A 12707-nucleotide genomic window follows, 5' to 3' on the forward strand; every position below is an offset into this window, starting at 1 on the left:
CCGGCATCACGTGTCGAGGTTGGCAAGACGGTCGCGCAGGTAGTTCTGTTCGGCGGTGTTCCGGGTGCGCTCCAGCGCGGCGAGGTAGTTCGACCGGGCCAGGTCCGGACGGCCGGCGAGTTCGTGCAGGTGGGCGAGGACCGACAGGCGGCGATGATGCTCGCCGACGTAGCGGTCCTCGGCCAGCCCTTCGACGATCGCGATGCCGGCCTCCGGGCCCTCGGTCATCGCGATCGCGACCGCCGCGCCGAGCGTCACCATCGGACTCGGGTCGACCTTCTCGAGGATGCGGTAGAGGCCGACGATCTGTTCCCAGTCGGTGGTCTCGACCGAGTCGGCCTCGCTGTGCACGGCCGCGATCGCCGCCTCCAGCTGGTACGGCCCGACGGCGCCGGTGCGCAGCGTCTCCTCGACGATTTGCGTGCCGTGGGCGATCTCGTCGGCGTACCAGCGGGATCGATCCTGCCGATCGGCCGGGATCAGGTTGCCGCCGGGACCGGTCCGCGCGTCACGGCGCGCGTGGGTGAGGATCATCAACGCGAGCAGGCCGGCCACCTCGCCTGCTTCGCCCGTGGCCCGACACAGCAAGCGCGTGATCCGGAGCGCCTCCTCGGCCAGATCGACGCGCTGCAACGAATCGCCGGCGCTCGCGGTGTGGCCTTCGTTGAAGATCAAGTAGAGGACCTGCAGTACGGCGGCCAGTCGCTCGTCGTACTCTTCGGCCGTCGGGAGCTCGAATCGCGCGTCCTTGATCAACCGCTTCGCCCGGCTGATGCGCTGCGCGACGGTGCTCTCGCTGACCAGCAGAGCCGCAGCCACCTCGGCGGTGGTGAGGCCGCCGACCGAGCGCAACGTCAGCGCGATCTGCGACGCCGGAGTCAACGCGGGATGACAGCACAGCACGAGGAGCCGGACCGTGTCGTCGGCGTCCTCGTGGTACTCGTCGGGGTCGGACTGGTCGGCCGGCGCTCGCAGGAAATCGTTCAGCTCGCGCTGCCGCCGTGCGTTGTCGCGTCGCCAACCGTCCATCATCCGGCGGGCCGCGACACTGATCAGCCACCCGATCGGCTGCTCCGGTACGCCGTTCGCGCCCCACTGCACGAACGCATCGACGAGCGCCTCCTGGACCGCGTCCTCACACTGGTCGAACGCGTCGTACCGGCGAACCAGAACCGCCAGTGCCCGCGGCGCCGCGGCCCGAATCGCCGCTTCGAGCTCGCCCGCCGCGGGACCGGTCACGATTCGCCGGCCCCCTCGAGCGATCCGCCCTGCTCGAGAAAGGCGAGCTGGGCCAGAAACTCCTCGTGGTCCTGGTTGATCTCACGGAACTCGACCCGCCGGAACTGCGCCAGCGGGATATGCGCCGCGATCTCCAGCGCCCGCTCCACCGACGCGCAGTCCAGCACCATCGCGCCGGCCAGGAACTCCTTGGTCTCCAGCAGCGGACGGTCCGAGATCACCGGCGTACCGGCGACGAGCTGGACGTCCTTCTCGTCCGCGCCGGGGTCGTTGAGCCGGAGGACCGAGACCAGCTCTCCGCTCGTCAGCAGCTCCCGCGCGATGCCGGCCAGACCGGCCGGCCCGCCCGACATCTCGAACAGCTGCTGCTCTGTGAACTGCTTGAGCGCCTCGAGGTTGTTGTGGATCAGCAGTAGGAACTTCACCCCGCCATTCTCCAGGATCAGGTGTCATACCTCTCACTCCCCGGTGTAAGGGTTGAGCGGTACTACGCCCTTACCTGATCATCGGGTCCGTGAGGACGTACCGCGGTGCCTGATATTTCGTTGCTGACATTGCTGTTCCTGGTGATCGCCGCCTTCGCGGCGGGATGGATCGACGCCGTGGTCGGGGGCGGCGGACTGCTGCAGCTTCCGGCGATGCTGCTCGGTCTGCCGAACGCGTCGCCGGCGCAGATCCTGTCGACGAACAAGATCTCGTCGCTGTGCGGTACGACGACCAGCGCGGTCACGTTCGGCGTGAAGGTCCGGCCGGACAAGAAGACTGTCCTGCCGCTGGCGATCCTCGCCGGGCTCGGCGCGGCGACCGGCGCGTTGGTGGCGACGAAGATCCCGATGTCGTGGTTCAAGCCGATCGTGCTGGTGCTGCTGGTCCTGGTCGCGATCTACACCGCGATGAAGCCGTCACTCGGCGCCCGGACCGCGCTGCGGTTCGACGGCCGCGACCACTACCTCGCGGCGAGCGGTGTCGGCGTACTCATCGGCTTCTACGACGGCGCCGTCGGACCGGGGACGGGCTCGTTCCTGATCTTCGCCCTGGTCGGTCTGCTCGGCTACAACTTCCTGCAGGCCAGCGCCAAGGCGAAGATCGCGAACGTCGCCACCAACCTCGGCGCGATCCTCGTCTTCGCCCTGCACGGCGCACCGCTGTGGGGCCTCGGCCTGATCATGGGAGCGGCGAACATGCTCGGCGGCCTCCTCGGCGCCCGTACGGCGGTGGCCCGCGGCAGCCGGTTCGTCCGGGTGATCTTCCTGGTCGTGGTGTCGGCACTGATCCTGCGACTCGCGTACGACGTCTTCTTCGCCGGCTGAGGACCCGTCCCTAGGTACGGATAGGGTCGGTGCCATGGTCGACTACAACGGTCGGATGGGCAGTGTGTATGTCGCGGGGCGTGGGATACCGGCGACCGAGGTCCGTCGATGGGCGGCGGAGTTCGCGAAGCACCTGCCGGAGCGGCGGCCGTTGGATGTGCTCGATCTCGGGAGCGGGACCGGTCGGCTGACTCCCGGGCTGGCCGAGGAGTTCCAGGGCAAGGTGTACGGCGTGGAGCCGTCGGACCGGATGCGTGCGGCCGCCGAGCCGCATTCGGGCGTGAGCTATCTGAAGGGCAGCGCCGAGGAGATTCCGTTGCCTGAGGCATCGGTTGACGCGGTGCTGATGTTCCTGACGTTCCATCACTGGACCGATCCGGTGCAGGGGCTGCGCGAGGTGCGGCGGGTGCTGCGGCCCGGGGGCGTAGCTTTGCTACGGACGCAGTTCGCGGACCTGATGCCGGACCTGTTCTGGTACGAGTACTTCCCGTCGGCGCGCGAGGTCGATGCCCGGATGTACCTGACGCTGGCCGCGACGAAGGAGCTTGCGGTCGAGGCCGGGCTGGTTCCGGACGACGACGTCGTACGGATCTCTGCCGAGGAGCAGCGCACGTTGCGGGAGCGCTACGAGCGGCTGAGCCACCGCGCGCTGTCGACGTTCGAGCATCTGCCGGCCGACGAGATGGATCGCGGTTTCGCCCGGTTCGCTGCGGACGCCGAGCGCGATCCGGACCGGCCGATGCCGGTGTACGACGCGACCACGCTGGTGCTTACGCGTCCCAGCTGACGCGAAGCGCGGACGGCTTGCGGAAGACGAGACCTCTCGGCGCGGGGGAGTCCGCGGCGAGGCGGAGGCCGGGGAGCTGGAGGACGGCTTCCAGCGCGGTGAGCGTTTCGAGGCGGGTCAGATGCATGCCGAGGCAGATGTGCGGTCCGCTCGCGAAGGCGAGATGGCGGCGCGCGTTGGACCGGCGTACGTCGAACGTGTCCGGCGACTCGAACATCTCGGGATCGCGGCCGGCCCCGGCGAGCGAGACGGTCACCATGTCACCACGGCGGATCCGGGCGCCGGCCAGCTCGATGTCCCGGGTGGCGTAGCGATCGACCACCGCGGCAGCCGGCTCGAGGCGGAGTGACTCCTCCATGGCGTTGGGGAGCAGCGACGGGTCGGCGAGGACGAGGTCGAGCTGGTCGCGGTTGGTCAGCAGGTGCCAGAGGGCGTTGGTGATCATGCCCTCGGTGGTCTCGATGCCGCCGAACATCAGTACGGCGGCGTTCGCGACGACCTCGTCGACGCCGAGCCCGGCGTGGGCGGCCGCGGCGATCAGCGAATCCGACGAGTCGATGCCCGCGGCAACATGTTTGTGCAACTGGGCGAACGCCGCGCCACCCTCGGCGGTCACCGGGTGGCCGGCGGACACCCCGGACACGGACGCGGAGATCGCCGTGTACCAGTCGAGCACCGTCGACGCGGAGGCCGGCGGGAGGCCGAGCGACAACGCAACCACCGCAACGGACAACGGCCCAGCCAACCCTGTCCGCAGATCCGCCGACCGGCGCGAACCGCCCGAACCGCCCTGCAAGCCGGCGTCCGCCGCGTCCGCCGCGTCCGCCGCGCCCGGCGCGCCCCCCGCGCCCCCCGCGCTCGGTGCGCCCGGTGCGCCCGGTGTATCGGGACCATCGCCGTGGATTGCGGCCATCAGGCCGTCGACGGTCTGGCGGACGGGCGCCGTGAAGCGGCGCCGGGTTTCGGCCAGGCCGAACGGTGACTCGAAGGGGTCACGATGCGCCTTGTGCGCAGCGCCGTCGAGCGACAGCATCGACGGACCGACCACCTGTGCCGTCGAGAAGCGCGGATCGTCGACGGTGAAGGTCTCCGGGTCCCGCAGTACGGTGAGCACCAGCGCGCGCGACGTGACCACCCAGCTGTTGAGCGGCTCGATCCACCCGATCGGGCGGATGGCGGCCAGCGCCGGATGCGGGTCGGTTTCGAGTTCCTCGACAGTCACCACCGGACCAGCGTAATGATAGGACCACTGACCCTGCTGGTATTGCTGAGACAGATTGGATATGAACGACTCAGCAGGCGTCCGGGTTACGGATCCTTCAACGAAGCCCTCTAGGGTGTGGGCCATGTCTGACCATTTGGTGCTGCTGCCTGCCGTCGATGTGGCGGACGGGCAGGCGGTTCGGCTCGTGCAGGGCGAGGCCGGGAGCGAGACGTCGTACGGCGATCCGCTGGCTGCCGCAATGGCCTGGCAGGACGCCGGCGCGGAGTGGATCCACCTGGTCGACCTGGACGCGGCGTTCGGTCGCGGCAGCAACCGGGAACTGCTCGCCGAGGTGACCGCCAAGCTCGACGTCCAGGTCGAGCTGTCCGGCGGCATCCGCGACGACGACTCGCTCGAAGCCGCCCTGCAGACCGGCGCGAGAAGGGTCAACATCGGCACTGCGGCGCTCGAGGACCCGGAGTGGTGCGACCGGATCATCGGCCAGTACGGCGACCGGATCGCGATCGGGCTCGACGTCCGCGGCCGGACCCTGGCCGCCCGCGGCTGGACCAAGGAAGGCGGCGACCTGTACGAGGTGCTCGACCGGCTGGAAGCGGCCGGCTGCGAGCGCTACGTGGTCACCGACGTCACCAAGGACGGCATGCTCCAAGGCCCGAACCTGGAGCTGTACCGCGACTTGTGTGCGCGCACCGACAAGCCGATCATCGCGTCCGGCGGCGTCTCGAGCCTCGACGATCTCAGGGCTCTGAGCACGCTGGTGCCGGACGGCGTCGAAGGCGTGATCGTCGGCAAGGCCCTGTACGCCGGCGCGTTCACCCTGACCGAGGCACTCGAGCTCACGCGTGGAGGCGACAAGTGAGTCCTGGCGGCAAGCTCAAAGACAAGCTCAAGGACAAGAAGGTCCTTGTCACCGGCGTCACCGGATTCGTCGGTGAGGCGCTGCTGCACCGGATCATCGGCGAGCTGCCCGGCACCACCGTGGCCGCGATCATCCGTCCGAAGGGCTCGCTGAGTGGCGCGGACCGGATGGCGCAACTGCTCCGCAAGGACATCTTCAAGCCGTTCTATGGCGAGGGCACCGAGTACGCCGACGCCGAGGCGCTGTCCGCGGCCCGGATCCACGTGATCGACGGCGACCTGTCCGACGTACCGGAGCTGCCGACGGATCTCGACATCGTCGTGCACTGCGCCGGCGACGTCAGCTTCGACCCGCCGATCCACGAGGCGTTCACGACCAACGTGCTCGGCACCAAGAGCCTGCTCGAGCGGATCGACGAGAGCCGGCAGGGGACCGACCGCCGGATCCACTACGTGCACATCTCCACCGCCTACACCGCGGGCCGCCGGCGCGGCGCGATCCCGGAGGCCCCGGTCGAGCACCTGGTCGACTGGCGCACCGAGGCCGAGGCCGGAATGGCGATGAAGGCCCGGATCGAGGAGCAGTCCCGGTCCGCGCCGATGCTGGCCAGGTTCCGCAAGGAGGCCGAGAAGCTGCACCGCCGCGCCGGTCACCTGACCGCCGCCGCCGACACCGAGCGGCGCCGGATGGAGTGGGTTGCGAAGAAGCTGGTCGAGACCGGCACCGAGCGGGCCCGCAGCCTCGGCTGGACCGACTGCTACACGTTCACCAAGGCGCTCGGCGAGCGCGTGGTCGAGGAGTTCGCCGGCAAGCTGCCGACGTCGATCGTCCGGCCGGCCATCATCGAGTCCGCGCTGCAGTCGCCGCACCCGGGCTGGATCGAAGGCTTCAAGATGGCTGAGCCGCTGATCCTGGCGTACGGCCGCGGCGAGCTGCCGGAGTTCCCGGCCAGCCCCGACTCGGTGATCGAGATCATCCCGGTCGACCACGTGGTCGGCGCGATCTGCGCGGTGATGGCGACCGAGCCGGAGCTGAGCAAGCCGGAGTACTACCACATCGGCTCCGGCGCCCGGAACCCGCTGACCTTCGAGCAGCTGTACGCCGGGGTCCGCGCGTACTTCTCCAAGCACCCGTTCGACCTGGGCGAGCGCGGCGCGGTCCGGCTGCCGGTGTGGAAGTTCCCCGGCGGCGACTCGGTCGAGACGATGCTGCGGTACGGCGAGAAGGCGCACAAGATCGCCGACCGGATCATCACGACCGTGCCGCGCAGCGAGCGGGTCCGCAAGTACGCGCGCGAACTCGACGTACAGAAGCGCCGTCTCGACTTCCTGCGGCGCTACATGGACCTGTACTCCGAGTACGCGCAGGCCGAGCTGCAGTTCATCGACGACAACGTGCTCGCGCTGCACAACGCGCTCGAAGGCGACGACAAGGAGAAGTTCGCCTGCGACACCGCGGTCGTCGACTGGCAGTACTACCTGCAGGAGCTGCACTGCCCGAGCGTCACCGAGTCGATGCGCCGGCTGGACGTCGTCCGCAAGAAGCGGAACAAGGCGCTGGCCGAGTCCGCGGGCGTACTGAAGAAGGTCGAGCCGTCCTCGGAGTCCAAGGTGATCGCGGCGTTCGACATGGACGGCACCCTGCTGTCCTCGAACGTGATCGAGACCTACCTGTGGATGCGGCTGCCCGAGCTGGACGGCCCGCAGCGGGTCGGCGAGATCGGCGCGATGCTGCGCAAGCTGCCGAAGCTGATCGCGGCCGAGCGCAAGGACCGCGGCACGTTCCTGCGGACGATCTACCGCCGGTACGCCGGCGCCGATCTGGAAGAGCTGAACCAGATCGTCGACGAGATCCTCGCCGAGCATGTGCTGGAGCGGTTGAGCGGCGCCGCCGTACGACGGATCCGCGAGCACCGGGCCGCCGGGCACAAGACGATCCTGATCACCGGCGCGGTCCGGCCGCTGACCCGGCCGCTGGAGCCGTTGTTCGACGAGATCGTCGCGGCCGAGCTGGCTGTCGACGACCGCGGTCGCTGCACCGGCTTCCTGTCCGGTCCGCCGTTGGTCGGTGAGTCCCGGGCCGCGTGGATCAAGCACCACGCCCGGCAGACCAACATCGACCTGTCCAAGTCGTACGCCTACGCCGACAGCCACTCGGACCTGCCGATGCTGGAGACCGTCGGCAATCCGGTCGCGGTCTCGCCGGACGTGTCGCTGTTCCGGGCCGCCCGGGCCGCGCGCTGGCAGATCGTCGACTGGAAGACCCCGTCCACGTCGTCCCGTCTGGAGCTCCCTGGGGTGAACGTTCGATGATGCTCGCTCTCGAGATGTACCGGTCGCCGGCCAAGTTCCTGGCGGCCAAGGCGGTCGGCGGCCGGATCCCCGGCATCCTGACCGGACCGGCCGCGCCGCTGCGGCTCGTCACGATCAACGAGCCGAAGGCCGAGCGGCCGGGCTGGGCCCGGATCCGGCCGATCCTGTCCGGTATCTGCGGCTCGGACCTCGGCATGGTGACCGGCTCGACCAAGCTGTACTTCTCCGCCGTCGTGTCGATGCCGTTCGTGCCCGGTCACGAGATCGTCGGCGAACTGCTCGACGACTGCGAGGACCTGCCGAAGGGCACCCGGGTCGTGATGGACTCCGTGCTGACCTGCGCGGCCCGCGGCGTCGAGCCGTGCGAGAACTGCGTGACCGGGAACACCAACCGGTGCGACCGGATCACGGTCGGCCATGTGAAGCCGGGTCTGCAGACCGGCTTCTGCCAGGACACCGGCGGTGGCTGGGGCAACATGCTCGTCGCCCACCGCAGTCAGCTGTACGCCGTACCTGAGGCACTCACCAACGAGCGCGCTGTGCTGGTCGAGCCCCTCGCCGGCGCCGTGCACGCGGCGTTGCGGGCGAAGGTGCAGCCGGGGCAGTCGGTCTTGGTGAGTGGTGCAGGTGCGGTCGGGCTGTTTGCGACGCTGGCGTTGCGCGAGCTGACACAGGCCGGGCGGATCACGGTCGTCGCCAAGCACGCGAAGCAGCGTGAGCTGGCGCGGGCGTTCGGCGCGAGCGACGTGGTCGCACCCGACGAGGTGTTCCGCGGCGTACGGCGCTCGACCGGCGCGTTCCGGCTCAAGCCGGACTTCGGCGCGGGCGAGTTCCTGCTCGGCGGTGTGGACGTCGCGGTCGACGCGGTCGGCAGCAAGGACTCGATCGACACCGTCCTGCGGGTCACCAAGGCCGGCGGCCGGGTGGTGCTGTCCGGGATGCCGGCCAGCGGCGCCGACCTGTCGCCGGTGTGGTTCCGCGAGCTGGAGGTCACCGGCACCTACGCGTCCGCGCGGGAGGAGCCGAACGGCCGCCCGGCGTTCGAGACCGCGCTGGAGCTGGCCGGACGAGCCCCGCTGGACGGGATCGTCGGCGCGCGGTACCCGCTGTACCGCTGGCGTGAGGCGCTCGACCACGCGCACTCCGCCGGCCGACTGGGAACAGTCAAGGTTGCTTTCGATGTGAGGGCCTCATGAGGGCGCTGAACGTACGACGAGAGAGGTTCTGAACATGTCTCGGCCAGGTTTTGTGCTTGAGGTGGACGACCGGACCCCGCCGCTGCTCGTGCACAACGGTGAGGGTTTCCTGCTGGAGCGGTTCCCGCTCGGTACCCGGGTGGTGTACCCGCCGGAGGCGCTGCCGCCGGTGCGGGACGTCGACGAAGCGATCCAGAACGCGCTGCTCAACCCGATCGAGTCCGAGCCGCTGCCCGAGCTGCTGCGCGCCGGGATGCGGCTGACGATCGCGTTCGACGACATCTCGATCCCGCTGCCGCCGATGAAGAAGCCGGACATCCGGCAGCGCATCATCGAGGCCGTGCTGGAGCTGGCCGCGCAGGCCGGCGTCGACGACGTCGAGCTGATCTCGGCGAACGCGCTGCACCGCCGGCTCACCCCGAACGAGCTGCGCGACATCGTCGGCGAGCGGGTGTTCCGGTCGTTCTTCCCCGACGGCAAGCTCTACAACTTCGACGCCGAGGACAGCGCGAACCTGACCCACCTGGGCCAGACCCGGCACGGCGAGGACGTCGAGATCTCCAAGCGGGCGGCCGAGTCGGACCTGCTCGTCTACGTGAACGTGAACCTGGTGGCGATGGACGGCGGCCACAAGTCGACGTCGATCGGGCTGGCGTCGTACAAGTCGCTGAAGCACCACCACAACAGCCACACGATGATCCACTCGCGGTCGTTCATGGACCACAAGCGGTCGAAGATGCACGAGTCGGCCTGGCGGATGGGTGAGATCCTCACCCAGCACGTCAAGGTGTTCCAGATCGAGACCACGCTGAACAACGACATCTTCGGCGGGCCGCTGGAGTTCCTGCAGAAGCGCGAGTGGGAGTGGTCGGTCAAGGACCAGGCCTCGATGCTCGGCACCAAGCGCGCGCTCGCCGCGGCGCCGGCCAAGCTGCGGCACAAGATCTTCACCGACGTCCGCTCGAACTACGGACTGACCGGGGTGCACGCCGGCAAGATCGAGCCGGTGCACGACAAGACGCTGGAGAACGTCCACCGCCAGCACATGGTCGAGGTCCAGGGCCAGTCCGACGTCGCGATCATGGGCGTGCCGTTCATCGGCCCGTACAACGTGAACTCGGTGATGAACCCGATCCTGGCCGCCTGCATGGGCCTCGGGTACTACTTCAACTCGTACCGGGGCAACCCGATCGTCCGCAAGGACGGCGCGGTGATCCTGTACCACCCGGTCGACTACGAGTTCAGCCAGCTGCACCACCCGTCGTACGTCGACTTCTTCGAGGAAGTGCTTGCCGAGAGCACCGATCCGGCCACGATCGAGGCGAAGTTCGAGAAGCAGTACGCCGAGGACCCGTGGTACATCCACCTGTACCGGACGTCGTACGCGTACCACGGCGTGCACCCGTTCTACATGTGGTACTGGATCTCCCACGCGCTGGACCACTGCGGCGACATCGTCTGGGTCGGCGCGAACCGCAAGACGGTCGAGCGGATGGGCTTCCGGTCCGCGTCGACGCTGCAGGACGCGCTCGAGATGGTCAGCCACTCGGTCGGCCGGTCGCCGTCGATCACGTACCTGCACAACCCGCCGCACCTGCTCGCGGACGTGCGCTGATGGGTACCAGCCTGGTGAAGTTCAGCCGGGACACCGCGCGTGACGTGAAGCAGGTCGCGCGCGGCTGGCGGTGGGGCCGGCGGCCGCAGGTCCCGCGGTCGGCCGAGCCGTACGTGATCCCGAAGGAGTCCACGGTCTTCCCGACCAAGTGGGCCCGGACGCCGGCCGCGATCGCGGTTCGCGACCTGATCCAGAAGGGTCCGCTGAACGCGGTCCTGAACTTCGAGGTGAGCCCGCAGGTGAGCGGACTCGACTCGTTGCTGAAGCTCGACGGCCCGGCGATCATCGTCGCGAACCACTCGTCGCACCTGGACACGCCGTTGCTGCTGCTGTCGCTGCCGGACGCGATGCGCCGTAAGACGGCGTTCGCGGCGGCGGCCGACTACTTCTTCGACACCTGGTGGCGGGCGGCCGGGTCGGCGATCGTGTTCAACACCTTCCCGATTGAGCGCCGCGGCGGCAACCTGAGCTCGACCCCGGGCGACCTGCTCGCGGACGGGTGGAACGTGGTCGTGTTCCCGGAGGGGACGCGCTCGCCGGACGGCTGGATCCAGCGGTTCCGGATGGGGGCGGCGTACCTCGCCGTCGAGCACGACGTGCCGGTGATCCCGGTCGGTATCAAGGGCTCGTTCGCCGCGATGCCGCGCGGCCGCGGCTGGCCGATCCCCGGCCGCCCCGCCGTCACGGTCCGGTACGGCGACCCGTTGCACGCCGCCGAGGGGGAGAGCCCCCGCGACTTCGCGCCGCGGATCGCCGCTGCGGTCTCGGCCCTCCTCGACGAGGAGTCGACCACCTGGTACGAGTCCCGCCGCCGCGCCGCCATCGGTGCGTCGCCGTCGCAGACCGGTCCCGAGGCGGCGCGCTGGCGCCGGGTCTGGGAGTCGACCCGGCCGATGAAGTCCACCGACGGCCGCCGCCGCGCCTGGAAGTAGCTACCGCTGGTTGCGTCCGGAGAGTGCTTCGGACGCAACCACGGCCATCGCCGCGTACCCGGCGTCGTTCGGGTGCAGGTGGTCGCCGGAATCCAAGGTCGGGTCGATCCGCTGCTCGTCGGCCGGATCCCCGACGGCCCGGGCGAAGTCCGCGACCGCGTCGTACTCGCCTGAGGTCCGGATCCACTGGTTGGCCTGCGTCCGGATCGCCTCGGCGCGGGCGAAGTCGTCCGGGTTCATGTAGTCGGCCTTGAACGGGGTGATGGTGCCGCCGATGATCCGCACGCCGCGGGCGTGGGCGGCGGCGATCATGGTGCGGTAGCCGGCGATGAGTTGGTCGGCCGTGATCCTGGGTGTGACGCCGCAGCCGAAGTTGAACTCGCTGTCCCAGATGTCGTTCTCGCCTTCCTCGACGATCACCGTGCGGACTCCGGGCTGTCCGAGCGCGTCGCGCCGGAACCTCGTGACTCCGACCTCGCCGAAGCAGGGCAGCTCGTGCAGCAAGAGGTTTCCGCTGATGCCTGTGTTGGCTACGGCGAGCTTGGTCTTGTTGAGTCGCTGCGCGAGGTCGTCGGAGTATCGGTGGTCGGCGCCGACGGTGGAGTTGTGGCCGTTGGTGATCGAGTCGCCGTAGGTGACGACCGTGCCTGCTGCGCCGGTGACGTCGATGCCGGTGAGGTAGTAGAAGGCGTGGCTGGTCTGTGTGCCGGGCGCGTTGTCGTGGAGGTGGTTGCCGGCGATCGCGGAGGTCGTGGTGAGGCCGTCTTCGTGGAACGTCGCTGGTCCGGTCGCGTTGTCGACGTAGAGCGAGACCACGAGTTGCTGGCCGGCTTCGGTGACGATCGGCATGGGGTCGGACGTCGTAGTCCGGCCGGGGGCGATCGTCGTACGCCGTGAGCCGTGGAACGTCAGGTCGGTGTGGGCGACGGTGATGCCCGTGATCCGGAGCGGCTTCGTCCCGTACAGGTTCGAGAGCCGGAGCCGCAGGCTTCGGCCACCCGTGCTGAGCCGGATGGTCTGCCGGATCGTCTGATGGTCGAACCCGGCCTGGCTCCAGTTGCCGTCTGCCGCCGTGGGTCTCTGCATTGCGCTCGCCCAGGCAGCCGACCACGCCGCGTTGGGCGGCTGAGCCTCCGCCGACGCGACGAACATCGTCCCCGCGGCCAGGGCCATGGCAATCACGCCGCCGGTCAGGTACTTCATGGTGCGCATGTCGGTCCTCTCGATGTGGA

The 12707-nt window shown here is 69.2% G+C and carries 11 protein-coding genes; 7 read left to right on the forward strand and 4 right to left on the reverse strand.

Annotation, left to right across the window (positions count from 1 at the left end; genetic code table 11):
* Positions 1-6: 6 nt before the first annotated feature.
* Positions 7-1239, reverse strand: coding sequence for an RNA polymerase sigma factor (locus ABT313_RS35660; protein WP_350863045.1), 1233 nt, complete (start codon positions 1237-1239; stop codon positions 7-9).
* Positions 1236-1664 (reverse strand): YciI family protein, encoded by a 429-nt coding sequence (locus ABT313_RS35665; protein ID WP_350863048.1) that lies wholly within the window; start codon positions 1662-1664, stop codon positions 1236-1238. The genes ABT313_RS35660 and ABT313_RS35665 overlap by 4 nt, the downstream gene beginning before the upstream one ends.
* 105 nt (positions 1665-1769) lie before the next feature.
* On the opposite strand from ABT313_RS35665, the gene ABT313_RS35670 reads away from it, so the two are divergent.
* Together ABT313_RS35670 and ABT313_RS35675 are read left to right on the forward strand one after the other, a co-directional pair.
* On the forward strand, positions 1770-2549 hold the full coding sequence (locus ABT313_RS35670; RefSeq protein WP_350863051.1) for a sulfite exporter TauE/SafE family protein: 780 nt from the start codon (positions 1770-1772) through the stop codon (positions 2547-2549).
* A 34-nt stretch (positions 2550-2583) separates the two neighbouring features.
* On the forward strand, positions 2584-3336 hold the full coding sequence (locus tag ABT313_RS35675; protein WP_350863054.1) for a class I SAM-dependent methyltransferase: 753 nt from the start codon (positions 2584-2586) through the stop codon (positions 3334-3336).
* Here the strand turns inward: ABT313_RS35675 and ABT313_RS35680 are convergent.
* Positions 3320-4561, reverse strand: a complete 1242-nt coding sequence (locus ABT313_RS35680; RefSeq protein ID WP_350863057.1) for a cytochrome P450 — start codon at positions 4559-4561, stop codon at positions 3320-3322. The two genes, ABT313_RS35675 and ABT313_RS35680, sit on opposite strands and share 17 nt — an antisense overlap.
* 121 nt (positions 4562-4682) lie before the next feature.
* Here ABT313_RS35680 and priA point away from each other — a divergent pair, with 121 nt between their 5' ends.
* From priA to ABT313_RS35705, 5 genes are all read left to right on the forward strand, one after another.
* Complete coding sequence (gene priA, locus ABT313_RS35685; RefSeq protein ID WP_350863060.1) at positions 4683-5420, forward strand: bifunctional 1-(5-phosphoribosyl)-5-((5-phosphoribosylamino)methylideneamino)imidazole-4-carboxamide isomerase/phosphoribosylanthranilate isomerase PriA; 738 nt, start codon at positions 4683-4685, stop codon at positions 5418-5420.
* On the forward strand, positions 5417-7732 hold the full coding sequence (locus ABT313_RS35690) for an HAD-IB family hydrolase (protein ID WP_350863063.1): 2316 nt from the start codon (positions 5417-5419) through the stop codon (positions 7730-7732). The genes priA and ABT313_RS35690 overlap by 4 nt, the downstream gene beginning before the upstream one ends.
* Positions 7729-8928, forward strand: a complete 1200-nt coding sequence (locus ABT313_RS35695; protein WP_350863066.1) for a zinc-dependent alcohol dehydrogenase — start codon at positions 7729-7731, stop codon at positions 8926-8928. The genes ABT313_RS35690 and ABT313_RS35695 overlap by 4 nt, the downstream gene beginning before the upstream one ends.
* Before the next feature lie 61 nt (positions 8929-8989).
* A complete protein-coding gene (larAH, locus tag ABT313_RS35700) occupies positions 8990-10543 on the forward strand; it encodes an NPN-dependent hydroxyacid isomerase, LarAH14/15/16 family (protein WP_350863069.1) in 1554 nt (517 codons plus the stop codon).
* Positions 10543-11475 (forward strand): lysophospholipid acyltransferase family protein, encoded by a 933-nt coding sequence (locus ABT313_RS35705; RefSeq protein WP_350863071.1) that lies wholly within the window; start codon positions 10543-10545, stop codon positions 11473-11475. The genes larAH and ABT313_RS35705 overlap by 1 nt, the downstream gene beginning before the upstream one ends.
* Here ABT313_RS35705 and ABT313_RS35710 read toward each other — a convergent pair whose 3' ends face one another.
* The gene (locus ABT313_RS35710; RefSeq protein ID WP_350863074.1) at positions 11476-12687 is read right to left on the reverse strand and encodes an SGNH/GDSL hydrolase family protein; all 1212 of its coding nucleotides are present in this window, start codon (positions 12685-12687) and stop codon (positions 11476-11478) included. It abuts the gene before it with no gap.
* Between the last annotated feature and the right edge of the window lie 20 nt (positions 12688-12707).

The organism is Kribbella sp. NPDC000426 (assembly GCF_040300265.1).
GTDB lineage: Bacteria > Actinomycetota > Actinomycetes > Propionibacteriales > Kribbellaceae > Kribbella.

Bases quoted from the DNA above. Each gene is read 5' to 3' on its own strand.
- priA (WP_350863060.1), top strand. From the start codon at position 4,683: ATGTCTGACCATTTGGTGCTGCTGCCTGCCGTCGATGTGGCGGACGGG.
- ABT313_RS35675 (WP_350863054.1), top strand. From the start codon at position 2,584: ATGGTCGACTACAACGGTCGGATGGGCAGTGTGTATGTCGCGGGGCGT.
- ABT313_RS35695 (WP_350863066.1), top strand. From the start codon at position 7,729: ATGATGCTCGCTCTCGAGATGTACCGGTCGCCGGCCAAGTTCCTGGCG.
- ABT313_RS35710 (WP_350863074.1), bottom strand. From the start codon at position 12,687: ATGCGCACCATGAAGTACCTGACCGGCGGCGTGATTGCCATGGCCCTG.
- ABT313_RS35705 (WP_350863071.1), top strand. From the start codon at position 10,543: ATGGGTACCAGCCTGGTGAAGTTCAGCCGGGACACCGCGCGTGACGTG.